Genomic DNA, 23,025 nt, shown 5'->3' on the forward strand with positions numbered 1-23,025 from the left:
AAGACTTAGCTCAGGAAGAGAGACCCCAGGGAGACATGACCATGACCGCCAGCATCGTCGGATGGGCGCATACGCCGTTCGGCAAGTTCGACACCGAGACCGTCGAAAGCCTCGTCACCCGCGTCGCCAATGAGGCGATGGCCGATGCCGGCATTTCGGCCGGCGATGTCGACGAGATCGTGCTCGGCCATTTCAACGCCGGCTTCTCGGCGCAGGATTTTACCGCCTCGCTGGTGCTCCAGGCCGACCCGAAGCTGCGCTTCAAGCCGGCCACCCGGGTCGAGAACGCCTGCGCCACCGGTTCTGCCGCCGTGCACCAGGGCCTGCGCGCGATCGCCGCAGGCGCCGCCAAGATCGTCCTGGTCGTCGGTGTCGAGCAGATGACCCGCACCCCGGGCGCCGAGATCGGCAAGAACCTGCTGAAGGCGTCCTACCTGCCCGAGGACGGCGACACCGTCGGCGGCTTCGCCGGCGTGTTCGGCAAGATCGCCAGCTCCTATTTCCAGAAATACGGCGACCAGTCCGACGCCCTGGCGCTGATCGCGGCCAAGAACCACAAGAACGGCGTCGCCAATCCCTTCGCCCAGATGCGCAAGGATTTCGGTTTCGACTTCTGCCGCGCCGAGAGCGAGAAGAACCCCTACGTCGCCGGCCCCCTGAAGCGCACCGATTGCTCGCTGGTCTCCGACGGCGCCGCCGCGCTGGTGCTGGCTGACGCCGAGACCGCCAAGGGCATGACCAAGTCGATCGGCTTCCGCGCCACCGCGCACGCCCAGGACTTCCTGCCGATGTCCAAGCGCGACATCCTCCAGTTCGAGGGCTGCACCGTTGCCTGGCAGCGCGCGCTGGAGAAGGCCGGGGTGACGCTGTCCGATCTCTCCTTCGTCGAGACCCATGACTGCTTCACCGTGGCCGAGCTGATCGAATACGAAGCGATGGGGCTGACGCCGAGGGGGCAGGGCGCCCGCGCCATCAAGGAAGGCTGGACGCTCAAGGACGGCAAGCTGCCGGTCAATCCGTCCGGCGGCCTGAAGGCCAAGGGCCATCCGATCGGCGCCACCGGCGTTTCCATGCATGTGATGACCGCGATGCAGCTCGCAGGCCAGGCGCCCGAGGGCATGCAGCTCAAGAACGCCAAGCTCGGCGGCATCTTCAACATGGGCGGCGCCGCGGTCGCCAACTACGTCTCGGTGCTGGAGCCGCTGAAGTAGGTCTTGTAGGGTGGGCAGAGGCGCGAAGGCGCCGTGCCCACCCTCTTCCTTGCGTTAGATCATGGTGGGCCCGCTTCGCTTGGCCCACCCTATGGCTCCTGATTGATTGGCGGAAATGCATCATGAGCACTGACTACGAAGACTCGCTGTCGATGGACGCACTCAACGGTCGGATTGCGATCCTCGAGGACAATATAAGGCAGCTCATCGAGCAGGCCGCGGCCGCCTCAGGCGAGCAGAACGAGTCGCGCATCGCCGACCGGATCAGCCAGCAGAACGAAGAGCTCGACCGGCTCCTCAAGATCCGCGAATCCCGCCAGAAGAAATAGCGGCCGGTATCGCCGCGCGGCGCATGCGGCCATACGCCGGCCGCCCTTGTGCGCGCGGCCCCGCTGCCTTTAGCTGGACCGAAATCGCGGGGCCGCGCCTTGGCCCTCGCGCAATCGGGAGCGAATGATGGGGCCGCTGAAGGGCATCAAGGTCATCGACATGACCACCGTGCTGATGGGGCCGTATGCGACCCAGATGCTCGGCGACTACGGCGCCGACGTCATCAAGGTGGAATCGCTCGACGGCGACGTCACCCGCCTGATCGGCCCGATGCGCCATGCCGGCATGGGCCCGGTGTTTCTCAACACCAACCGCAGCAAACGCTCGATCTGCCTCGATCTGAAGAAGCCCGCGGGCCGCGAGGCCGTGTTGCGGCTGCTGAAGGACGCCGACGTATTGGTTTACAACGTCCGCCCCCAGGCGATGGCGCGGCTGCAGCTCGGCTACGACGTCGTCTCCGCCCTCAATCCGCGCCTCGTCTATGCCGGCGTGTTCGGCTTCGGGCAGGATGGCCCGTATGCCGCAAAGCCCGCCTATGACGATCTGATCCAGGGCGCCACCGCGCTGCCGGCGCTGATGGCGCAGACCGGCGACGGCGTGCCGCGCTATGTGCCGAACGCGCTGGTCGACCGCATCGTCGGCCTCACCGCCGTCGGCGCGATCTGCGCCAGTCTCGTGCATCGCGACCGCACCGGACGCGGCCAGCGCGTCGATATCCCGATGTTCGAGACCATGGCCGGCTTCGTCATGGGCGATCACATGGGCGGGCTCACCTACGAGCCGCCGCTCGACAAGGGCGGCTATGCCCGCCACCTCTCGCGCGACCGCAGGCCGTACAAGACCTCGGACGGCTATCTCAGCGTCATCGTCTACAACGACAAGCAGTGGGAGAATTTCTTCAAGGCGACGGCGCGCGATGATCTGCGTGTCGATCCAAAATTCGCGACTTTCGCGGGGCGCGCCGCCAATATCGACGTCGTCTATGCCGAGCTCGCGCGCATCTTCGAGACGCGCTCCACCGCCGAATGGATCGACCTGCTGACCAAGGCCGACGTGCCGGTCATGCCGATGCACGACCTCGCCTCGATCCTGCACGACGAGCATCTGGAGGCGACGAATTTCTTTCCGGTCGTGGACCATCCGACCGAAGGTCCGATCCGCAGCATGAAAGTGACCGCGACCTGGTCGGAGACGGAGGCCGAGCCGGTGCGGCTGGCGCCGCGGCTCAACGAGCACGGCGCGGAGATTCTTCGCGAGATCGGATACTCCGCCGACGAGATCGCCGCCATGGTGCGCGACGGCGTCACGCGCTCGCCGCCGGAGTAGGGGAGGAAGTGATGGCGACAACTCTCTCATCCGTCATTCCGGGGCGCGACGAAGTCGCGAGCCCGGAATCCATAACCACGATCGGGAGTATGGATTCCGGGCTCGCGCCAAGGGGCGCGCCCCGGAATGACGAGGAAGAGAGACGATGAGCTTCATCACCGGCGTCGGCCTCACGCCCTTCGGCAAGCATGACGGCTCGTCCTCGCTCGACCTGATGAGCCAGGCGGCACAAGCCGCGCTCGACGATGCCGGGCTGAAGCGCTCCGACATCGACGGCATCCTTTGCGGCTATTCCACCGTCTCGCCGCACATCATGCTGGCGACCGTGTTCGCCGAGCACTTTGGAATCCGCCCGAGTTACGCTCACGCCGTGCAGGTCGGCGGCGCCACGGGACTCGCGATGACGATGCTGGCGCATCACCTCGTCACCTCGGGCGTCGCGCGCCATGTGCTGGTCGTTGCCGGCGAGAACCGGCTCACCGGGCAGAGCCGCGATGCCTCGATCCAGGCGCTGGCGCAGGTCGGCCATCCCGATTACGAGGTGTCGCTTGGACCAACGATCCCCGCCTATTACGGCCTCGTCGCTAGCAGGTACATGCACGAATATGGCGTGACCGAAGAGGACCTTGCCGAATTCGCCGTGCTGATGCGCAGCTACGCCTGCACCCATCCCGGCGCGCAATTCCACGACCCGATCACCGTTGCCGACGTCATGGCCTCGAAGCCGGTGGCGATGCCGCTCAAGCTGCTCGACTGCTGCCCCGTGTCCGACGGCGGCGCCGCCTTCGTCATCAGCCGCGAGCGGACGGGGGAGGCGGGCGTGCGCATCCGCGGCTGCGCCCAGGCGCATACCCATCAGCATGTCACGGCCGCGCCCGCGCTCAGCGAACTCGGCGCCGAGATCTCCATCGCCCGCGCCAAGAAGGCCGCGGGCCTTGCGATCTCCGATGTGCGCTACGCCGCGATCTACGACAGTTTTACCATTACGCTCGCGATGCTGCTCGAAGACCTCGGTCTTGCCGGCCGCGGCGAGGCCGCAGCCCGCGTCCGATCCGGCCATTTCAGCCGCGACGGCGCGATGCCGCTGAACACCCATGGCGGCCTGCTCAGCTATGGCCATTGCGGCGTCGGCGGCGCTATGGCGCATCTGGTCGAGGCGCATTTGCAGATGACGGGGCGGGCGGCTTGCCGCCAGGTGCGCGACGCCTCGATCGCGTTGCTGCATGGGCGACGGCGGCGTGCTGTCGTCGCATGTGAGCATGTTCCTGGAGCGGGTGCGATGAGCGGGCGTCTGGCAGACTGGACCAAGGGCGAGGCGGCCATCACCTACCAGACCTGCAACTCATGCGGGCATGTGCAGTATTTCCACCGCGCCTTCTGCGCGGCTTGTGGCGAATCGGATCCGCGCGAGCAGCGCGCCAGCGGCAAGGGAAGGGTCTATGCGAGCTCGCTGGTCTGCCGCGCCGCCACACCCGAGACGCGCGCACAGGTGCCTTACAACATTTTGCTGGTCGATTGCGCCGAGGGTTTTCGCATGATGGCGCATGGCGACAACGGACTCGTCATCGGCGATTCGGTCATCGCGAGCTTCAAGCCGTTTGCCGGGAAACTCGTGCCGTTCTTCACGAAGGAAACGTAACGGGATTCGTCATTCGGGGGCGGTCATGGGACCGAGCCTGGAACGGGTATTCTGGGCCTGGCCTGTGCGAGGGCCACCCCGGAATGACGAAAACTCTAGAACTCCAACTAACGCCCGTAGAACAAGATGCTGGCGATGACGAGCATCGCCGTCACCGCCAGCATATGCGCGAGCGCTCCCGAGGCCGCCCCCTTGGTGGCTTCCTTCATGCCTTTTTCTCCCTAGACTTGGGCGTGACTCATCGTTGTGCGGCTAGCACACCCGACGGCCAATTGTTTTACTCGGAACACCCCATTTGCGAGTATTCACCGTGATTTGTCCCCACGCGGCGAATATCGACTGTGTCAGGGTCGATCAGCAATGCGGCGGCAATTTGACTCGATAATGTTGCTCCTGCGTCCTCGCGCGAATAGAGTCTTTGGGAACTTGCGCGGACGACGACAAAAAGCATCAAAAAATCAGGGAAAACTTCAGGAAAATCATGGCCCGCATCAACTACAGCGACCCGTCCAAGGCATCCGACCGCACCCGCGAAATTCTCGACAAGAACCGCAACGCCAACATCTTCCGCATGATGGCGCACTCGCCAAGCTATTTCGAGCAGTACTGCCGCCTGGGGGGCGCCATCCGCCACAAGGGGGAGCTCGATCCGGTTGTGCGCGAGCTTGCGATCACCCGCACCGGCATCTTGTGCGAGGCGCCGTACGAGATCGTCGCGCACAAGCGGATCGGCAAGAATGTCGGCGTCACCGACGCGCAGAACGAGGCGCTCGAAAACTGGGAGGCGGCGACGTGCTTCAACGAGGTGCAGCGCGCCGCGCTCGCCTTCACCGACGAGATCGTGAAACTCAAGAAGCCGACGGATGCGACCTTCAAGGCGATCGCAGCGAAGCTGACGCCGGCCGCGCTGGTCGAGCTCCAGCTCTCGGTCGGCTTCTACATCATGACGTCAAAATTCCTGGAGACGTTTGAGATCGATCTCCAGCCCGTTACCGAAGTGGTGGGCTGATCGAAGCACCGCGGCGAGGGATGCCAATGACGATCGATGAATATGCGGCCTGGGCCGCGAGCGTTGCGAAAGTCGATGAACATCCGTCCAACGAGCGGCTGTCCTATCTCGGTCTCGGCCTCGCGGGCGAGGCCGGCGAGGTGGCCGAGCACATCAAGAAGCTGTTGCGCGATGACTGGCTCGACAAGGCTGGCCTCGTCGATGAGCTCGGCGACGTCATCTATTACTGGGCCTGCCTCTGCGCGACGACCGGGCAGGCACCGTCCGAACTGCTCGAGAAAAGCGCGGCGAAGATCAAGCGACGGCTGAGCGAGGCGGCGAGCCGCTAGGGCGAGGTAGGGGCGGTCGATCGCCTCCCTGTCGCCATCCTTCGAGACGCCCGCCGGTGGCGGGCCCTCAGGATGAGGACCGAATGCGCGGCAGCGGTTTCGACGAGCACCGCTACTGCTTAGCCTCATCCTGAGGAGACCGCGAAGAGGTCGTCTCGAAGGACGAGGCGCGCGCTCAGCTCGCGCAAAATCCAAGAACGCTGCAGCTCACGTCGATGTCAGGATGTCCACCTTCGCATTCGCCACGATCAGGCGATCGGCGAGCAGCTGGGCGAGGTTGCGCATGATGCGCTCGCTGGCGTGCGGGTGCTGCTGGCGGAAGCGTTCAAATTCCTGCAGCGGAGCCTCATAGGCAGTCGCTGCCATGTCGGCGAAGACGTCGGCCGAGCGCGTGGACTCCAGCAGCGCCATTTCGCCGAACGCCATGCCCGCGGTCAGCGTCGCCAGCCGCACGCCGTCGGGGAGCGTGACGTGCACGGCGCCGCTGCGCAGGAAGAACAGGGAATCGGCGGGATCGCCCGTGGTGAGAATCTTCGCGCCGGACTGATAGGTGCGGATGTTGCAGATCGAGGCGAGGTCCGTCAGCTCGTCCTCGCCGAGGCCCTCGAGCAGCGGTTGCTCGGCAAGCTCGGTGGTCTCGTGGAAGTCGATCGAGCCGCCGTAGCGGTAGACGATCTGGTCTTCGGCCCATTCGATCGCGGTGTCGAGCAGGTAGAAGTCGCGGACGTTCTTCAGCTCGGCCGTCCATTCCCGCAACGTGTCCCATTCCTTGGATGCGCGCCTGACGCCCGACAGCACCACCGTGACATTCAGCGCCGCGAGCTCCTCGAACGCTTCGGCGACGAGCCGCGCCCCGGCGCGCGTGGTGGAGGTGACGCGGTGCAGATCGAAGATCACGAATTGCGGACGGGGCCGCCCCGCAAGCCGCCGGGAGACGTAGTCGACCGCGGACAGTGACAGCGTGCCGACCAGCTCGATGATCCGCACCTCCTGCTCATGGGCGGCGAGAATCTCGCGCTCCTGCGGCCGGCGCACGCGGCGCGACGGGCTCTTGCCGATATCGTAGTCGGCGATGACGGCGTTGCGCGCATCGTCGCTGCGGTTGAGCATGTGCAGATCGTAATGTGAGGACAGCGCCTCACAGACCTTGATGCCGCGCACGCTGTTGCCGTGCTTGTCGAGCCTTGGCGAATAGCTGCCGAGCCCGAGGCGGGCGGGGAGGGCGGCGAGGATGCCGCCGCCGACGCCGCTCTTGGCGGGAATGCCGATCCGGTAAATCCATTCGCCGGCATAGTCGTACATGCCCGAGGACGTCATCACCGACAGCGTGCGGGAGATCGCGTAAGGCGTCAGCACCTGCTCGCCCGTGACCGGATTGACGCCGCGATTGGCGAGGGTCGCCGCCATCACCGCGATGTCGCGCGCGGTGACCAGCACCGCGCATTGCCGGAAATAGACGTCGAGCACGCCTGCGACATTGTCCGAGATCACCGCGTTGGTCTTCAGCAGATAACCGATCGCGCGGTTGCGGTCACCGGTCTGGCTCTCCGAGCCGTAGACAGCCTCGTCCACGGCGAGATCGCGACCGGCGAAGCGGCTCAGCGCCAGGCGTATCTGCTCGAAGGCATCTGCGCCCTTGCTGTCGTAGATCAGCCCGGTGCAGGCGATCGCGCCGGCATTGACCATCGGATTGAACGGGTGGTTCTCGGAATTGAGCCGGATCGAGTTGAAAGGATCGCCCGACGGTTCGACGCCGATCGCGCTCTCGACCCTGCCGGCGCCGAGCAGGTCGAGCGCCAGCGCGAACACGAACGGTTTTGACATCGACTGGATGGTGAAGGGCACCCTGGAGTCGCCGACCTCGTAGACATGGCCGTCGAGCGTGGCGAGGCTGATGCCAAAATAGGCAGGATCAGCCTTGCTCAGCTCGGGAATGTAGTCGGCGACCGTGCCTGACGTTTCGGCAGAGAATTCGTTGAGGCAATTATTCAGAAACCGCAGCAAGGGCGGCTTCGAGCGGGTCCAGGCGGCGGCGAGAGGAGAGAGCGGGGTCATCGCCTCTCTTGTGCAACGCAATCAGGGTATGCGCAACCCGTTCGGTACCACGGCCTGCCGCCGGACCAGCAGCAGGGCGAGCAGAACCGTGGGTGCAAGGATGGCAAGGCCCAGCAGCGTCACCTGCAGCTGCGACAGCGGCATGATCCCGCCGCCCGGTGTCGCCACCACGAAGCCGCCGATCACCAGCAGAACGCGGATCGGCCATTCCAGCCCGCCGGCGCTGCGTAAGTCCCCGACGAAGGGCTGATAGCCCTGGATGCCGCCGCAGATGAACAGCGTGCCGAACGCAGCAAGTCCCATCAGGCCGAGACCGGCGAGATACGGGCTCGGCCCTTGCAGCACCAGCGCCGGATTAAGCACGAAGAAGAACGGGATGAAATAGATGATGCTGCCGACCCACATCGATTCCCAGCCCGTCTTCATCGCCGGCGAGCCGGCAATGCCTGCGGCCGCGAAGGAGGCGATCGCGACCGGCGGGGTGATCGAGGACAGCATGCCCCAATAGAAGATGAACATGTGCACGGCCATCTTGTTCAGCCCGAGCTTCTCCAGTGCGGGCGCGACCAGGATGGCAAGGAAGATGTAGCAGGCCGTCGTCGTCAGCCCGAGGCCGAGGATCAGGCTGGTGACCGCGCACATGCCGAGCAGCAGGAAGGGATTGTCGCCGGCAATATGCAAGAGATCGTTAGCAAGGCTCGACACCACTCCGGTCATCGAGAACGCGCCGATCAGGAGACCGCAGCCGGCGAGGATGCCGACGAGCTCGACGAAGGTGCGGCCGTTGACCTCGAGGAATTTTCCGATCGTCGCAAGGGTCCAGCGGGTGTCCTTGGAGAAGAATTGGTTGAGCACCAGCAGCAGCGCGGTCGCGTAGAACGGCGCATGGCTTTCGCGCTTGAAGTAGAGCAGCATCACGATCAGCAGGGCGATGACGAAGACGTAGTACCAGCCGTCCTTGATCGTATCCATGATCCGCGGCAGCTCGGCGCGCGGAATCCCCTTCAGCCCGTGGCGCGCGGCGTAGGTATCGACCTGCATGAACAGGCCGACATAATAGAGCGCGGCCGGGATGATCGCGGCGACCGCGACCTCGGCGTAGCTGATATTGAGGAACTGCGCGATCACGAAGGCGGTCGCGCCCATCACCGGCGGCGCCAGCACCGCGCCGGTCGAGGCGCAGGCCTCGATCGCGCCGGCATAGGAGGCGCGAAAGCCGCTCTTCTTCATCACGGGGATGGTCATGGTGCCGGCGGTCAGCACGTTGGAGATGATCGAGCCCGACATCATGCCGAGCAGGCCGCTCGCGAAGATGCAGACCTTGGCCGCGCCGCCGCGGAACGTCCCGCACATCGCGAAAGAGAGGTTGATGAAGAATTTGCCGGCGCCCGTCATCATCAGCGCAGTGCCGAATACGAGGAAGCCGATCACGGTATCGGCGAAGGCCTGGATCGGAATGCCGAGCAGGCTCTCGCCCGACAGCACGTGATAGGCGGTCGCCTGCTCCAACGTCGATTGCGTGCCGCGGAAAGGGCCGAGCCAGCTGGATTCGGCGAACAGCGGATAGACGGTGAAGGGGAGCACGCTCAACAGCAGGCTCCAGCCGCCGGTGCGGCGCAGCGCCTCCATCAGCATCACCCACATCACGAGCCCCGCGGCGATCACGTTGTTCGGCGCGCCGCCGAATTCCCAACCGGCCTCCGCCGCCTTGCGCACGTTCGACATCAGCAGCAGCGCTGCGGCGAAAGTCGCGGCGAACAAGACGAGGTCGTACCAGGGAATCCGGTCGAGCGGGGCGCGCTCGGAGCCCGGAAAGATCAGGAAGGTGAAGGGCAGCATCAACGCGATCAGGAGATAGAAATACTCCGTGTTGAGCTGGGTGTAGCCGATGAAGAAGCGCAACGAGAATTGCTGGTTGATGCAGAGCAGGATCGTGGCCGCGGTCGCAGCGACCAGCGTCCAGCGCCAGGCGCCGCGCAAGGTGCGCACGCGCGTGACTTCGGCCTCCTGCATGTTGCCGGCCGCGCCATGTGGATCGTCGAATACGACCCGCTTGGTCTCGTCTTGCGGGGCAGTGGAGGTGGAAACGGAAGACATCAATCGACCCCGCGCGTGGGCTGGTAACTAATTGGGCTGGTAACTAATTAGGCGAATAGCCGTTGGTTGACTCGAATGCGGCCGCGAGCTCGCTCAACCTCTCCCGCAAGCGGGAGAGGCGGCGCACCTGACGCGAAGCAACGGTCAAGCTCAATGTCGGCACACTCTAATCCTCGAACCCGTTCGGCATGTCGGCTTTCGCAAGCGCCGTCGCGCGCGCCTTCATCCAGCCGTCGAGAAACGCCTTGTCGTCCGACGGCGGGTTGGACTTGCCGTAATCGGCCCACGCAGCTGCCAGCACCTCCTGCCGCTTGATCAGCTTGTTGTTGTGCGCCTCCTGCGCATCGCTCCATTGCCCGGCTTCCTTCAGCGCCTTCACCGAGCCGGGATGCACCGGCACCACCCAGTTCTTGGTCTGGCGGTCGGCCGCGAGGCCGCCGGCGCCGGGCGCGGAGTCCTTGTAGGCATCGTAATTTGTGATCATCGCCTTGGTGATCGCATAGACCTGGTCGGCCGGCTGCGAGGCATAGGCGACGAAGATCGGGTAGGGGTAGTTGCCGAGCTCGACCGGCTTGTCCGGCGAGATGCCGGCGCCGCAGGTCGCGACTTGCGGGAAGAAGAACGAGCCGACCTTCTGCATCCGAGCCCAGCCTTCCTTGTCCTTGGCGGGCAGCGGCGGCCAGATCAGGCCGCGCGGCGAGGTCTCGGCTTCCTTGGCGGGGCCGGTGATGGTGGTGCCGAAAGCGGCATCGACGTCGTTGTTGATTAGGCCTTTCCACATCGCGCCGTAGCTCGCGAATTCGACGGCCTTGACGTCCTTCTGCGTCAGCCCGGCGAAGGCGAGCACTGCGAGCGAGTTCTGGTTCAGCGCGGGTGAGCCGACCACGAAGCCGACACGCTTGCCCTTGAGGTCCTTCAGCTCCTTCACACCGGTGTCGGCGGCGACGCCGAGCGATCCGCAATTGCAGTCGACGGTCGAGAGCAGGATCTGAAGCGGCTGCGGACCCCATTCCTTCGCGCCGAACTCGAACATGCCTTCCTGCGCGAAGTAGGTGCCGGATCCCATCGCCGAGGATACGGCGCGCTTGGCGCGCAGCGGCGCGAGGCGGGCGACGTCGTTCCCTGCGGGCAGCACGCGCACATCGGTGCCGTATTTGTCCTTCATCATCTTGCCGACGCCGACGGCGATGTTGAAGCCGGCCGTTCCGGTGTCATAGGCGGTGAACGTCAACGTCGCCGGCAGCTTGATGTCTTCGGCGAACGAATAGCGTGTAGACGCAAAAGAGATGCCCGCCACCAAGGCAGGCGCGAGCATGAGCAGCCCACGAAGCATGTTTCCCTCCAATGATCGTCGCGTTTGCCGCGAAGAATTTCGTTCTTTGTTTGAAACAGAGTTTTGTTCGCGACGGATCATGTCACCCGCATCAGGCGATGGCAACGCCGTACCGGGAATGCGACGCATCGGGCTGACACATTGTCGCGGAGGATGCGGCCTCGCGGCGAATACGGAGTGCTCGGCCCATGGTTCGAGACGCGCCGTAAGCGGCGCTCCTCACCATGAGGTCTACGAATCTGCGGCGAAAACAGACCTCATCCCGAGGAGCCCGCCGTAGCGGGCGTCTCGAAGGATGGCCACGAAGAGAACGCACTGCAGCTCGCGACAATCGCGACCGCCTGTCCCTCGGCAACGACGTCGTCGAGTTTCACCAGAAGCGATGTGATGGTGCCGTTCGCGGGCGAGGATACCGGTATCTCCATCTTCATGGCTTCGACGATTACAACGTCATCGCCATCCGCAACGGTTCCTCCAACTTGCACGGGAGTTGCGCAGACGCGCCCGGCGACCTCCGTGACGATCTTAATTTCTGGCATGCCATCGCCTTTTTGTTGTCGTCGCAAAATGCCTGAGGTAGCGTCGTCTGCAAGTGGAATTTAATTCCGCACAGCGGAACAAACGGTAGGGAACATGGGACGACGATCCGAGCGGTTGAGTAGGCAAGGTGTGCTCGCTGGCGATGCCGGTGAGGGTGATGTCATCCAGGTGGTCTCGCGCGCGTTCGACGTGTTGCGATGCTTCGAGGGCCACGAGGCAAGGCTCGGCAATCTCGAGATTTCAAATCGCTGCGGCCTGCCGCGCTCGACGGTGTCGCGGCTCACGCACACGCTGACGCGGATGGGCCAGCTGGTCTACCTGCCGCGCGATCAGAAATATCGCATCGGCCCGAGCGCGGTGGCGATGAGTGCCTCGATGATGAAGGGCGCGCAGCTGCGCAGCATGATCCGGCAACGGCTTCAGGAAGTCGCCGAGCAGCTGCCGGGCACAGTCGGCCTCGTCGTGCCCGATCGCTTCCATCTGGTCTATCTGCAGTTCGCGCGCTCGCCGACCGCCCTCGGCCTGCACGAGGGCACCGGCAGCCGCATCTCGATGGCCTCGACCGCCGCGGGCGCGGCCTACACCGCGGCGCTGGCGCCGGAGATCGGCGATGCCTTCATCGCGGACGTGGAACGGGAAGCGCCCGAGGCTGCGAAGATCCTGAAACCCCGCATTGAAGCCAATCGGCAGATGTTGCGTGAGCGCGGATATGTCGTGGCCTGTGGCCTCTGGAGCCCGCACATCAACGGGCTCGCGGTGCCGATCTGGTCGCCGCAGTACCAGACCTACGTCGTCATCACGATCGGCCTTCTGTCCACGATGTATGACGAGCAGCGGCTGCATGCTGAAGTCGCACCCCTGATGCTCGAGCTCGGCCGTTCGCTCGGCAGCCTGATGGAGGGCGCGGAAGGCGACGCCTTCAACAACCGCATCCCGCGTAAACCGGTCGCAATGGCCGTGCACAACAATAACAAGCCGATCAATTCGGAGGGAGTGAATGAACTGGAAGCCGGAACTCGACGAGCTCGCCCGGCGCGAAGCCTTCGCGCGGGAGATGGGCGGCGTTGACAAGGTCAAGCGACAGCATGACCAGGGCCGGCTGACTGTTCGGGAGCGTATCGACAAGCTGATCGATCGCGGCAGCTTCCACGAGATCGGTGCCGTCTCCGGCATCGGTGAGTACGATAGCAGCGGCGAGCTGCAGAAACTGACGCCGGCGAACTGCGTGTTCGGCCGCGCGCGCGTCGACGGCCGCACCGTGGTTGTGGTCGGCGACGACTTTACGGTACGGGGCGGCTCGGCAGATGCGTCCATTTCCGCAAAGCCGCTGATGGCGGAGGAGATGGCGCATGATTTCCGCCTGCCGATCGTCCGCATCATCGAGGGCTCCGGCGGCGGCGGTTCGGTCAAGACCATCGAGACCAAGGGCGCGGCGAATCTGCCTGGAGGCATCGGCGGCACGCGCTGGTATCGCTTCACGACGGAGAATTTGTCGCGCGTTCCCGTGGTCGCCCTCGGCCTTGGCTCGGTCGCAGGGCTCGGTGCCGCGCGGCTTGCCGCCAGCCACTATTCGATCATGACGAGGAAGTCCGCGATGTTCGTCGCGGGGCCGCCGGTGGTGAAGGCGCTCGGGCAGGACCTATCGAAGGAGGAGCTCGGCGGCGCCGACATCCAGACCCGCGCCGGCGCGGTCGATCATGCCGTCGATACGGAAGAAGAGGCGTTCGCCTGCGCGCGGCGCTTCCTGTCCTATCTGCCGTCATCGGTCTATGAGCTGCCGCCGACCTTGCCCTGTACCGACAATCCCGAGCGCTCCGAAGAGGCGCTGATGAACGCGGTGCCGCGCAACCGCAAGCAGGTCTACAAGATGCGGCCCATTATCGAGTCCGTCGTGGACAAGGGCTCGTTCTTCGAGGTCGGCACGAATTTCGGCAAGCCCATCATCGTCGGTCTCGCGCGACTCGAGGGCAGGGCGGTGCTGGTCCTCGCCAGCGATAGCTTTCATTATGGCGGCTCCTGGACGGCGGATGCCTGCCAGAAGGTGGTGCGCTGGGTCGACTTCGCCGAAACTTTTCATCTGCCGGTCGTCTATCTCATGGACTGCCCGGGCTTCATGATCGGCCTCGATGCCGAGAAGGCCGCCACCATCCGCCACGGCGTTCGCGCCATGGCTGCGGTGAACCAGACCACCGTGCCCTGGTGCACCGTGATCCTGCGCAACGCGTTTGGTGTTGCGGGTGTCGTGCACCAGCCGGCCGACCGCTTCTCGATCCGCTATGCCTGGCCGTCGGCCTATTGGGGCTCGCTGCCGCTCGAAGGCGGCATCGAGGCTGCCTACCGCGCCGACATTGATGCTGCCGAGGACAAGGCGGAGAAGCTCAAGGAGATCGAGGAGCGCCTCAACAAGCTGCGCTCGCCGTTCCGCTCGGCCGAAAAATTCTGGGTCGAGGAGATCATCGATCCCCGCAAGACAAGGTCGCTGCTGTGCGAGTTCGCGCGCCTCGCCGAGCCGCTGCGAAAAGCCGGGCCGCCGGAGAACTTTTCGATCAGGCCGTAGGCACCGTGTGCCAAGCCGTGACGCTCGTGCCCCGGACGCAGCGCAGCGCCGCCGAAGATGCGAAGCATCGTCCGGCGGTGGTGCGCTGCAGAGCCGGGGCCCATGCCACAGCGAGTCCGGAGCCTCCTGGGTCCCGGCTCTGCGCAGCAACGCTACGCGTTGCGGCGCGTCCGGGACACGAGAAGCTGCGCCGGTGCGATCCAAAGCCCTTCCACGGCAAAACAATAACGCGTTAAGCTCCGCCAACAAGAACAACAGGAAACGCCATCGTGTATGACTTCATTATCGTGGGCGGCGGCTCGGCGGGGTCCGTGCTGGCCCACCGGCTCTCCGCGAAGAGTGCCAACAAGGTCCTGCTGTGCGAAGCCGGGCAGGACACGCCGCCCGGCAACGAGCCGGCCGAGATCAGGGACAGCTATCCGGGCACGGCCTATTTCGATCCGCGCTTCCACTGGACCGAGCTCAAGGTCACGACGCAGGTCGTCAGCCACAACAACCCGCACGTGGGCCGGCCTCCCTTGCGCAAATACGAGCAGGCGCGCGTGCTCGGCGGCGGCTCATCGATCAACGGCCAGATGGCCAACCGCGGTGCTCCCACCGATTACGACGAATGGGACGCGCGCGGCGCCGAAGGGTGGACCTGGAACGACGTGCTGCCCTTCTTCAAGAAGGTCGAGCGCGATCTCGATTTCGACGGACCGTACCATGGCAAGGATGGCCGGATCCCGGTGCGCCGCATCCCGCGCGAGCACTGGACGCGGCATTCGCAGGCCTTCGCCGATGCCTTCCAGCAGGCCGGCCACCGATTCCTGCCGGACCAGAACGGCGAGTTCGTCGACGGTTATTTCCCGGTGACGCATTCCAATCAGGCCGAGCAGCGCGTCTCGGCCGCGATGGGCTATCTCGACCGCGACACCCGCCAGCGCGCCAATCTCACGATCTCCACCAACACGCAAGTGCGCGAGCTGCAGTTCGAGGGGACGCGATGCGTCGGCGTGAAGGCCGTCGTGGACGGACGCGAGCAGGAATTCCGTGGACGCGAGATCATCCTCTCCAGCGGCGCCATCCATTCGCCGGCGCATCTGCTCCGCGCCGGCATCGGGCCGGTCGGCCATCTCAAGGATATGGGGATTCCCGTGCTGGTGGGACTGCCGGGCGTCGGCCAGCGCCTGATGGATCATCCCTCGATCTCGCTGTCGTCCTTTGTCCGCCGCGGCGCGCGCATGAACGAGCACACCAGGCGCCACATGCAGCTTGGCCTGCGCTACTCGTCGGGTCTCGAAGGTGTGCCGAAGGGCGACATGTTCGTCGTCCTGCTCTCCAAGTCGGCCTGGCATGCGGTCGGCGAGCAGATCGGTTCGCTCTTGACCTTCGTCAACAAGACCTATTCCGAGACCGGACAGGTCAAGCTGGCCTCGCGCGATCCGTCGGCAGAGCCGATCGTCGAGTTCAACCTGTTGTCCGACCGGCGCGATCTCGATCGCCTGATGAGCGGCTTCCGCAAGATGGCGGCGGTGCAGATGAGCGACGTGGTCAAGGCGGTGACGGACAAGCCGTTCCCGGCCGCCTATACGGACAAGGTCCGCAAGATCGGCGTGGTCAACACCAGGAACAGGATCTTGACCAAGATCGCCGCGACCTTGATGGACGGACCGGCGGCGCTGCGTCACTACATGATCGACAATTTCGTGGTCGAGGGTTTTACCTTCGATCAGGTGATGAACGACGACGAGGCGCTGGAAGCCTTCGTGCGCAAGGCGACCATCGGCGTCTGGCACGCCTCCTGCTCATGCCGCATGGGCCGGGCCGACGATCCGATGGCGGTGGTCGACAATCAGGGCCGCGTCAAGGGCATCCAGGGCCTGCGCGTCGTCGACGCCTCGATCTTTCCGGTGGTGCCATGCGCCAACACCAACTTTCCCGTGTTGATGTCGGCGGAGAAGATCGCAGCTGCGATGATGCAGTGAATGGCGGCGTCGTGCCGATCACGGGCAGCGCGGTGACGAGGCGAGCTTGCTGCGGAATCCACGACCCATGCGAACCGGACTTGATTGCATGCCGTGCGTTGGACGCGCCGAGCGTTCATTCGTTCTCTGCGAGTTAATCATTTCGGTCGCTATTTGTAGGCTATGACGATTGCAGACAGCGTCGCGCGGACGCAGCCATTTTCAGCCGCTCTTTAGGCCCATTTCAGCCAAACTGTTATTGGTTTCTCGTTGCCTGGGGCAGGACCACTCTATTTTGGAGTCCTGCAATGTACAGGCTAGTAATTTCTGCGTACCTCTTCGTTGCCTTGAGCTCTGTTACTTCGGAAGCGCGACCTTATCGCATTCATCATGCTTCCGAATGCAACGTCACCATGCCTTGCGACTTCTCGTATTCGCAGATGCAGCGCGAGCGGACTTTCAAGTCTTCAATTACTTCCAGATACTCACTGAATTCCAGGCCGTCACTGCAAGCGTACCGCTCGACGCAACTGACAGTGACCGATGCTGGGGGCGCCGCCACGCCGGCGACCGTCTCCAGTGCCTCCGGGGCTCGCGTCGTCGGTGGTCGTCCGGCAGGTTGCCCTTCGTCCTTCTGCGGCTGCGGCGCGGCTCTGCGCGTGTTCGGTCGTATCATGCCGGAATTGAATCTTGCGGCCAATTGGCTGCGATTTCCGCGGACATCACCCGCACCGGGAATGGTTGCTGCGCGACGGGGACACGTTTTCGTTCTGGAGCAGCACCTCGGAGGCGATGTCTGGATGGCCTATGACGCCAACTCGGGCGGACACGCCACGCGAATCCACGCACGTTCATTGCGAGGGTATGCGATCGTCAATCCGCACGGCGGTTCGGCGGCTTGAGGGCCGCGGACACCACTCTCGACAAGATCGCGGACGGGTCGCAACATCGTTGCGACCTGCCCACGCTCGACCGATCGTCGGCGCGGGGCGCAGCGTCGGTCACAGCCGCAGCACCTTGCCGGGATTCATGATGTTCTGCGGATCGAGCGCGCGCTTGATGGTTCGCATGATGTCGAGCTCGGTCTTCGAGCGGTAATGGCTGAGCTCGTCGAGCTTGTCGATGCCGATGCCGTGTTCCGCCGAGATCGAGCCGCCCATCGAGGTGACGAGATCGTTCACGGCCCGCGTGATGGCCCCCTTGTATTGGGTCAGCGTCTGCTGATCCATGCCTGATGGCCCCATGAACGAAAAATGCAGATTGCCATCGCCGATGTGCCCCAAAGGATAGGGCCTGATGGTCGGGAGAATATCGAGCACCGCCGTGGTGCCCTTGGCGATGAACTCCGGAATCTTGGAGATGGCCACCGACACATCGAAGCTGAGCCCCGGACCTTCGGCCCGGGACGCCTCGGCGACACTTTCGCGGATGCGCCACATGTTGCGCGCTTGACCGACCGTGTGGGCGATCACCGCATCGAGCACGCGGCCGGCCTCGAGTTGATGGCCAAGAAACTGCTCCATCTTCTCGGACATGCCCTCCGCGCCGTCCTGGCGCGCCCGCGAGGACGACCATTCCAGCAGCAGGTACCATGGCGTGTCGGCCTTGAGAGGATCCTGGGTGCCGGGAATATGGCGCAGCACCATGTCGATGGCGGCCCGGCTCATCAGCTCGCAGGAGCCGACATTGTCCTCGGACGCGCTGTGCGCTTCCGACAGGATCTCGAGGGCCGCGCGCGGATCGCGGATCGCCAGCCACGACGTAGAGACGTCCTTCGGCGCCGGCCACAGCTTGAGCACGGCTTTGGTGATGATGCCCAGCGTGCCCTCGGCGCCCATGAAGAGGTGCTTGAGGTCATAGCCGGTGTTGTCCTTCTTGAGCGCGCGCAATCCGTCCCAGATCTCGCCGCTCGCCAGCACGACCTCGAGACCCAGCACGAGATTGCGGGCATTGCCATAGCGCAGCACCTGCACGCCGCCGGCGTTGGTCGATAGATTGCCGCCGATCATGCACGAGCCCTGGGCGCCGAGGCTGAGCGGCAGGAACCTGTCGTGCCGGCTCGCCGTCTCTTGAAGTGTCTGCAGCACGCAGCCGGCCTCGACCGTCATCGCGTAGCCGACGGGATCGACGTCCAGCACGCGGTTCATGCGGCCGAGCGACAACACGATGCCGGTGTGTGCAGGCCAGGGCGTTGCCCCACCCATCAGGCCGGTGTTGCCACCCTGTGGCACGATGGCGACGCCGTGCTCATGGCAAAGCCGGACCACTTTCGAGACCTCCTCGGTGCTGCCAGGACGGACGACGGCGCCGGCACCGCCAACCAGCAGTCCCCGCCAATCCGTCACGAATGGCTGCTTGCCGTGCGCGTCCTCGATGAGGCCCTTCTCACCCACGATCGCGCGCAACGCATCGCGCATCTCGGCCGTCAAGGGAGCGGTCGGAATGGTGGGTTCGGACGACGGAAAGGCAGCCGGCATTTTCGTTTCCCCTGGCGCATCTTGGTGTGCACTGCGCACGTAACGTGCTCGGGTATTGTCCACGTTTGGCGCGGGGAGTCTAACGGCAAGATGTCTCGAACTGCAGCCGGTGACGAATGCGGTCCGCGGGAGAGTTGAGCCTTGGGACGACGAGCGGTTGAATTTGCAAGACAATCGGTCTAATAAATCTTGATGAATGGAGCAGCCTCGGTTTCAGAGCCGTGCCGACGGGGGCGTCCTCCCAAGGACCAGTCGCAGCCGAATGCGCCGCGCGCGCGTCTGTTGCGGACGGGCGTTGCTATACTGACCGAGAAGGGATTCAGCGCCGTCGGCGTCGAGGAAATCCTGGACTCCGCGGACGTGCCGAAAGGGTCGTTCTATCATTACTTCGGCAGCAAGGAGGCTTTTGGCCTCGAGCTGATCGATGCCTATGCCGCCTATTTCGCCCGCAAGCTGGATCGATGGTTCGACGACACAGAGCGGGCTCCGCTGGATCGCCTGCGCGATTTCATCGCAGACGCGCGCTCGGGCATGGCTCGCTACGGCTATCGACGTGGCTGTCTCGTCGGCAATCTCGGGCAAGAGATGGGGGCGCTGCCGGAGCCGTTCCGAAAGCGCCTCGCCGCCGTCTTCAGGGATTGGGAGGCGCGGACCTCACGCTGCCTCCGCGCGGCGCAGCAGGCGGGCGACGTCCCCGAAGGCGTCGATTGCGACAGCCTCGCGCAGTTCTTCTGGATCGGCTGGGAGGGCGCGGTGCTGCGGGCGAAGCTGGAAAGGCGCCCCGACGCGCTCGACGTCTTCGCGCGAGGATTTCTCGCCATGATCCAGGCGAAGGAACGCGTGATCGTACCGATTTCCATCGACGAGTACCGAGGATAACCAGGCCATGACCCAGGCACTTGCCATCAGCCGCTTCCCTGTCCCTGATCTGGCCGACATGCCAGAGGACATCCGCGCCCGCATCGTCGCCGTCCAGGAGAAGTCCGGCTTCATTCCGAACGTGTTTCTCGTGCTGGCGCACCGGCCGGACGAGTTTCGCGCGTTTTTTGCCTATCACGACGCGCTCATGGACAAGCCCGGCAACCTCACCAAGGCCGAGCGGGAAATGATCGTGGTTGCGACCAGCAACCTCAATCAATGCCAGTATTGCGTCGTCGCCCATGGCGCGATCCTGCGGATCCGCGCCAAGGATCCGCTGATCGCCGACCAGGTCGCGGTCAACTACCGCAAGGCGGATATCACCGACCGGCAGAAGGCGATGCTCGATTTCGCCGTGCGCGTTTCGACCGAGGCCTACAAGGTTTCCGAATCCGATTTCGCCACGCTGAAATCGCACGGGTTCACGGAAGACGACATCTGGGACATTGCCGCGATCTCGGCCTTCTTCGGTCTCTCCAACCGGCTTGCCAACGTCACCAGCATGCGTCCGAACCCGGAGTTCTACAACATGGGACGTGGTTGACCGGGTCCGCATGTTCACAATCGGCGGCGCCACGGCTCGGATGATGCGGACGAGTCCGGACGTCGATCTTGTTCGATGGGCCTGACTGGAAATCGAGGGAGAGGTGAAGAGATGACAGACTTCGTAACGCCGCGAGAGATGGCGGAGATGATACCCTCGGGGTGCAAGCTCGGCCTGGCGCCGGACGACTACGCCGCGGCACCAGGACTGGTTCGGATGCTGATCGATCGCGGCATTCGCGATCTCCATGTGGTCTGCGCACCGATCGGCGGCATGCAGGTCGACATGCTCATCGGCGCCGGCGCCGTGGCAACGCTGGAGACGAGCGCCGTCAGTCTCGGCGAAGCCGGCGGCGCGCCCTGCTTCAGCCGGGCTGTCCGCGACGGATCCATTCGCCTCCGTGATGCCACTTGTCCCGCGGTGTTCGCAGGGTTGACGGCCGCGGAGAAGGGCGTTCCGTTCATGCCGATCCGCGGCATCATCGGCAGCGACGTCCTGGATAAGCGCTACGACTGGAAGGTGACGTCCAATCCGTTCGACGACGGCGAGAAGATCGTCGTGGTCTCGGCGATCCAGCCCGATATGGCTTTGTTTCATGCGCCTGAAGCAGACCGGTTCGGCAATGTCCGGCTGGGCCGCCGGCGCGAAACGATGCTGCTGGCCCATGCGTCGAAGCAGGCCTTCGTGACCGTGGAGCGCATCTCCGAGACGTCGCTGCTCGAGGACGAGAAGATGGCCGCGGGCGTCCTGCCCGCGATCTATGTGAGCGCGGTGGCACAGCTGAAGAACGGTGGATGGCCCACCGGGCTTTACGCCGAATATCCCAGGGATGGACAGGAAGTCGAGAAATACGCGCGCGCGGCGCGCTCGCCGGAAGGGTTCCAGGCCTACATCCGGGGCGCGAGGAGCGCGGCATGAGCGCGGCGTGCACCAGCCGCGAGTTGATGATCCATACGATCTCGCGGCTGCTGAAGGGCGTGCGGCATGTTGCAGTCGGTCAATCCTCGCCGATGCCGGCGGCGGGAGCGATGCTGTTGCGTGCGCTCAACCAGCGTGACGGGTTGGAGCAGGTGCAGGTCTCGATCCTCGGGTCGGTCAAGCACAATTCCTTCACTGGCGGTGCCGAGGAGCTGTTCGATTGCGCTGCGCAGGGGCGCCTCGACGCCTTCTTTCTCGGCGGCGGCCAGATCGACGGCCAGGGCAACGTCAATCTCGTTGGCACCGGCGACTATCCAAACAATCCGGTCAGGTGGCCCGGCTCGTTCGGCTCCGCCTATCTGTACTTCCTGGTGCCGCGGGTCATTCTGTTCCGCGAAGAGCACAGCCTGCGATCCCTGGTGGAGCGCGTGGACTTCGTCTCCGCGCCTGGAGTTACCGACGAGACGGTCTATCGGCGAGGCGGCCCTCATGCCCTGCTGACCAATGCGGCGTTGTTTTCCTTCGACCGAGAAGCGGGACGTTTCCGCCTCGAGAGCACGCATCCGGGATATGGTTGGCGCGACATTCGAGGCACGACGGGATTCTCGTACGACAACGAGAGATGCGAGGTCACGACGCCGCTGCCGGACGAGGCGACGCTTGCTTTGATCCGGGGGCGAATCCGCGAGGAACTGCGCGAGTGCTATCCGCAGTTCGCGGGCAATATGCCCGGTCCGAACTGAGGCGGGATTTCGCTTCGGCGACGTTCTCTGTGGCCATCCTTCGAGACGCCCGCCGTTGGCGGGCCCTCAGGATGAGGACGGAGTGTGCGGCAGCACTCTCAACGGGCACCGATGCCGCTTAGCCTCATCCTGAGGAGACCGCAAAGCGGTCGTCTCGAAGGACGAGGCGCGCGCTCGGCTGGCGGAAAATGCCGTATGCGATTGCCCTGCGCTCCCGCGGGGTATTTGCGGCCGAGCGGGACAGCCTGGAACTTGCCGCGGCGATATCGGCTTCATTACCGGCTGATGCGTCGATCCCGGCAACGTTCAGGCATTCTCTGCAACATTTCTAAACATCTTCGACAACTTCCCGCGGCCATCAGGGCGTAGAACGCGCTCAGACTTTACAGATCAGGATTGGCAGAATGCGATTGAAGGTTTTGGCGGCGCGCATGAGCATTGGCGCGGCGTGGCTCGTGCTCGTCGGCACCGGCCCGCTGCGCGCAGAGCCGGTGTTCGACGGTCTGGCCGGCGCATGGTCGGGCATCGGCACCATGAAGCCGTCGGACGGTCCGCGCGAGAAGGTTCGCTGCAAGGTGGCGTACAACGTCACCAGGCCGGGGCGGTCGTTGACGCTCGACCTGCGCTGCGCAAGCGATGCGTACAAGATGGTCCTGTCCGCGAACATCGAGCAGAGCGGGACGGAACTTTCCGGCAACTGGTTCGAGAGCGAATACCGGCAGGGCGGCAAGGTCTACGGCACCAACAAGGACGGCCTGATTGAGGCGCGAATAGAGGGAAACACAGTGGCCGCACTGGTGACGATCCAGACCAGAAGCAACCGTCAATCCTTCCTGATGGAGGCGCCGGGCTCCTGGATGGCGGAGGTCGCGATCGAATTGAACAAGGAAGGGAAGTAGCCTTTCTCCGGAGTTTTTGGGAGACGGCTGGACCCTAGAGCATGATCCGGAAAAGTGCGCAGCGGTTTTCCGAAAAGTGCATGCTCAAGCAATAAACTAAAGCGCGATGACGATTCATCCTAATCTCATCGCGCTTCAGTGGATGATCTGGTTC

19 protein-coding genes and 2 pseudogenes are annotated in these 23,025 nt (G+C 64.4%); 16 read left to right on the plus strand and 5 right to left on the minus strand.

What is annotated here, in order from left to right:
- Positions 1-41: 41 nt before the first annotated feature.
- From XI03_RS23060 to XI03_RS23090, 7 genes and pseudogenes are all read left to right on the plus strand, one after another.
- Positions 42-1,211 carry an acetyl-CoA acetyltransferase gene (locus tag XI03_RS23060; protein WP_028145155.1) on the plus strand — a complete coding sequence of 390 codons (1,170 nt, stop codon included), beginning with the start codon at positions 42-44 and terminating at the stop codon, positions 1,209-1,211.
- 122 nt (positions 1,212-1,333) lie between these two features.
- Positions 1,334-1,540, plus strand: a complete 207-nt coding sequence (locus tag XI03_RS23065; protein ID WP_028145154.1) for a hypothetical protein — start codon at positions 1,334-1,336, stop codon at positions 1,538-1,540.
- A gap of 127 nt (positions 1,541-1,667) precedes the next feature.
- A complete protein-coding gene (locus XI03_RS23070; RefSeq protein ID WP_038946418.1) occupies positions 1,668-2,867 on the plus strand; it encodes a CaiB/BaiF CoA transferase family protein in 1,200 nt (399 codons plus the stop codon).
- A 145-nt stretch (positions 2,868-3,012) separates the two neighbouring features.
- Positions 3,013-4,150: pseudogene (locus tag XI03_RS23075) on the plus strand (thiolase family protein).
- Positions 4,147-4,506, plus strand: a complete 360-nt coding sequence (locus XI03_RS23080; RefSeq protein ID WP_271593428.1) for a Zn-ribbon domain-containing OB-fold protein — start codon at positions 4,147-4,149, stop codon at positions 4,504-4,506. The pseudogene XI03_RS23075 and the gene XI03_RS23080 overlap by 4 nt, the downstream one beginning before the upstream one ends.
- Positions 4,507-4,987: 481 nt before the next feature.
- Positions 4,988-5,515 (plus strand): carboxymuconolactone decarboxylase family protein, encoded by a 528-nt coding sequence (locus XI03_RS23085; protein WP_271593429.1) that lies wholly within the window; start codon positions 4,988-4,990, stop codon positions 5,513-5,515.
- A 26-nt stretch (positions 5,516-5,541) separates the two neighbouring features.
- Complete coding sequence (locus tag XI03_RS23090; RefSeq protein ID WP_271593430.1) at positions 5,542-5,844, plus strand: nucleoside triphosphate pyrophosphohydrolase family protein; 303 nt, start codon at positions 5,542-5,544, stop codon at positions 5,842-5,844.
- Between the two features lie 207 nt (positions 5,845-6,051).
- Here the strand turns inward: XI03_RS23090 and glsA are convergent, their stop codons facing one another.
- The 4 genes and pseudogenes from glsA to XI03_RS23110 all read right to left on the minus strand — a co-directional run.
- Positions 6,052-7,899 (minus strand): glutaminase A, encoded by a 1,848-nt coding sequence (glsA, locus tag XI03_RS23095; protein WP_271593431.1) that lies wholly within the window; start codon positions 7,897-7,899, stop codon positions 6,052-6,054.
- A gap of 21 nt (positions 7,900-7,920) precedes the next feature.
- On the minus strand, positions 7,921-9,996 hold the full coding sequence (locus XI03_RS23100) for a TRAP transporter permease (protein ID WP_097668162.1): 2,076 nt from the start codon (positions 9,994-9,996) through the stop codon (positions 7,921-7,923).
- 166 nt (positions 9,997-10,162) lie between these two features.
- Positions 10,163-11,329: a TAXI family TRAP transporter solute-binding subunit gene (locus tag XI03_RS23105; protein ID WP_038946423.1), complete on the minus strand. Its 1,167-nt coding sequence runs from the start codon at positions 11,327-11,329 to the stop codon at positions 10,163-10,165.
- Between the two features lie 320 nt (positions 11,330-11,649).
- Positions 11,650-11,868 (minus strand): annotated as a pseudogene (locus XI03_RS23110) (acetyl-CoA carboxylase biotin carboxyl carrier protein subunit); the annotation flags it as partial.
- A gap of 94 nt (positions 11,869-11,962) precedes the next feature.
- Between XI03_RS23110 and XI03_RS23115 the strand changes: the two are divergent.
- From XI03_RS23115 to XI03_RS23130, 4 genes are all read left to right on the plus strand, one after another.
- The gene (locus XI03_RS23115) at positions 11,963-12,937 is read left to right on the plus strand and encodes an IclR family transcriptional regulator (protein ID WP_028145144.1); all 975 of its coding nucleotides are present in this window, start codon (positions 11,963-11,965) and stop codon (positions 12,935-12,937) included.
- Entirely contained in the window at positions 12,867-14,426 is a 1,560-nt protein-coding gene (locus XI03_RS23120; protein ID WP_271593432.1) for an acyl-CoA carboxylase subunit beta, read from the plus strand. The genes XI03_RS23115 and XI03_RS23120 overlap by 71 nt, the downstream gene beginning before the upstream one ends.
- 269 nt (positions 14,427-14,695) lie before the next feature.
- On the plus strand, positions 14,696-16,393 hold the full coding sequence (locus XI03_RS23125) for a GMC family oxidoreductase (protein WP_271593433.1): 1,698 nt from the start codon (positions 14,696-14,698) through the stop codon (positions 16,391-16,393).
- A 287-nt stretch (positions 16,394-16,680) separates the two neighbouring features.
- Positions 16,681-17,274 carry a hypothetical protein gene (locus XI03_RS23130; RefSeq protein WP_271593434.1) on the plus strand — a complete coding sequence of 198 codons (594 nt, stop codon included), beginning with the start codon at positions 16,681-16,683 and terminating at the stop codon, positions 17,272-17,274.
- 99 nt (positions 17,275-17,373) lie between these two features.
- Here the strand turns inward: XI03_RS23130 and XI03_RS23135 are convergent, their stop codons facing one another.
- Positions 17,374-18,849: an FAD-binding oxidoreductase gene (locus XI03_RS23135; RefSeq protein WP_271593435.1), complete on the minus strand. Its 1,476-nt coding sequence runs from the start codon at positions 18,847-18,849 to the stop codon at positions 17,374-17,376.
- 192 nt (positions 18,850-19,041) lie between these two features.
- On the opposite strand from XI03_RS23135, the gene acuR reads away from it, so the two are divergent.
- The 5 genes from acuR to XI03_RS23160 all read left to right on the plus strand — a co-directional run bounded on the left by acuR (position 19,042) and on the right by XI03_RS23160 (position 22,871).
- Positions 19,042-19,728: an acrylate utilization transcriptional regulator AcuR gene (gene acuR, locus XI03_RS23140; RefSeq protein WP_442869736.1), complete on the plus strand. Its 687-nt coding sequence runs from the start codon at positions 19,042-19,044 to the stop codon at positions 19,726-19,728.
- A 7-nt stretch (positions 19,729-19,735) separates the two neighbouring features.
- Positions 19,736-20,311, plus strand: coding sequence for a peroxidase-related enzyme (locus XI03_RS23145; protein ID WP_271593437.1), 576 nt, complete (start codon positions 19,736-19,738; stop codon positions 20,309-20,311).
- 111 nt (positions 20,312-20,422) lie between these two features.
- On the plus strand, positions 20,423-21,229 hold the full coding sequence (locus XI03_RS23150) for a CoA transferase subunit A (protein WP_271593438.1): 807 nt from the start codon (positions 20,423-20,425) through the stop codon (positions 21,227-21,229).
- Positions 21,226-21,972 carry a CoA-transferase gene (locus XI03_RS23155; protein ID WP_271593439.1) on the plus strand — a complete coding sequence of 249 codons (747 nt, stop codon included), beginning with the start codon at positions 21,226-21,228 and terminating at the stop codon, positions 21,970-21,972. The genes XI03_RS23150 and XI03_RS23155 overlap by 4 nt, the downstream gene beginning before the upstream one ends.
- A gap of 404 nt (positions 21,973-22,376) precedes the next feature.
- Positions 22,377-22,871 carry a hypothetical protein gene (locus XI03_RS23160; RefSeq protein WP_271593440.1) on the plus strand — a complete coding sequence of 165 codons (495 nt, stop codon included), beginning with the start codon at positions 22,377-22,379 and terminating at the stop codon, positions 22,869-22,871.
- The last annotated feature ends 154 nt before the right edge of the window (positions 22,872-23,025 follow it).

Source organism: Bradyrhizobium sp. CCBAU 65884 (assembly GCF_028128835.1).
GTDB lineage: Bacteria > Pseudomonadota > Alphaproteobacteria > Rhizobiales > Xanthobacteraceae > Bradyrhizobium > Bradyrhizobium ottawaense.

Excerpts from the sequence above, each read along its gene's own strand:
- XI03_RS23060 (WP_028145155.1), top strand. The coding sequence starts at position 42 with ATGACCGCCAGCATCGTCGGATGGGCGCATACGCCGTTCGGCAAGTTC.
- XI03_RS23065 (WP_028145154.1), top strand. The coding sequence starts at position 1,334 with ATGAGCACTGACTACGAAGACTCGCTGTCGATGGACGCACTCAACGGT.
- XI03_RS23070 (WP_038946418.1), top strand. The coding sequence starts at position 1,668 with ATGGGGCCGCTGAAGGGCATCAAGGTCATCGACATGACCACCGTGCTG.
- XI03_RS23080 (WP_271593428.1), top strand. The coding sequence starts at position 4,147 with ATGAGCGGGCGTCTGGCAGACTGGACCAAGGGCGAGGCGGCCATCACC.
- XI03_RS23085 (WP_271593429.1), top strand. The coding sequence starts at position 4,988 with ATGGCCCGCATCAACTACAGCGACCCGTCCAAGGCATCCGACCGCACC.
- XI03_RS23090 (WP_271593430.1), top strand. The coding sequence starts at position 5,542 with ATGACGATCGATGAATATGCGGCCTGGGCCGCGAGCGTTGCGAAAGTC.
- glsA (WP_271593431.1), bottom strand. The coding sequence starts at position 7,899 with ATGACCCCGCTCTCTCCTCTCGCCGCCGCCTGGACCCGCTCGAAGCCG.
- XI03_RS23100 (WP_097668162.1), bottom strand. The coding sequence starts at position 9,996 with ATGTCTTCCGTTTCCACCTCCACTGCCCCGCAAGACGAGACCAAGCGG.
- XI03_RS23105 (WP_038946423.1), bottom strand. The coding sequence starts at position 11,329 with ATGCTTCGTGGGCTGCTCATGCTCGCGCCTGCCTTGGTGGCGGGCATC.
- XI03_RS23115 (WP_028145144.1), top strand. The coding sequence starts at position 11,963 with ATGGGACGACGATCCGAGCGGTTGAGTAGGCAAGGTGTGCTCGCTGGC.
- XI03_RS23120 (WP_271593432.1), top strand. The coding sequence starts at position 12,867 with ATGAACTGGAAGCCGGAACTCGACGAGCTCGCCCGGCGCGAAGCCTTC.
- XI03_RS23130 (WP_271593434.1), top strand. The coding sequence starts at position 16,681 with ATGTACAGGCTAGTAATTTCTGCGTACCTCTTCGTTGCCTTGAGCTCT.
- XI03_RS23135 (WP_271593435.1), bottom strand. The coding sequence starts at position 18,849 with ATGCCGGCTGCCTTTCCGTCGTCCGAACCCACCATTCCGACCGCTCCC.
- acuR (WP_442869736.1), top strand. The coding sequence starts at position 19,042 with ATGAATGGAGCAGCCTCGGTTTCAGAGCCGTGCCGACGGGGGCGTCCT.
- XI03_RS23145 (WP_271593437.1), top strand. The coding sequence starts at position 19,736 with ATGACCCAGGCACTTGCCATCAGCCGCTTCCCTGTCCCTGATCTGGCC.
- XI03_RS23150 (WP_271593438.1), top strand. The coding sequence starts at position 20,423 with ATGACAGACTTCGTAACGCCGCGAGAGATGGCGGAGATGATACCCTCG.
- XI03_RS23155 (WP_271593439.1), top strand. The coding sequence starts at position 21,226 with ATGAGCGCGGCGTGCACCAGCCGCGAGTTGATGATCCATACGATCTCG.
- XI03_RS23160 (WP_271593440.1), top strand. The coding sequence starts at position 22,377 with ATGCGATTGAAGGTTTTGGCGGCGCGCATGAGCATTGGCGCGGCGTGG.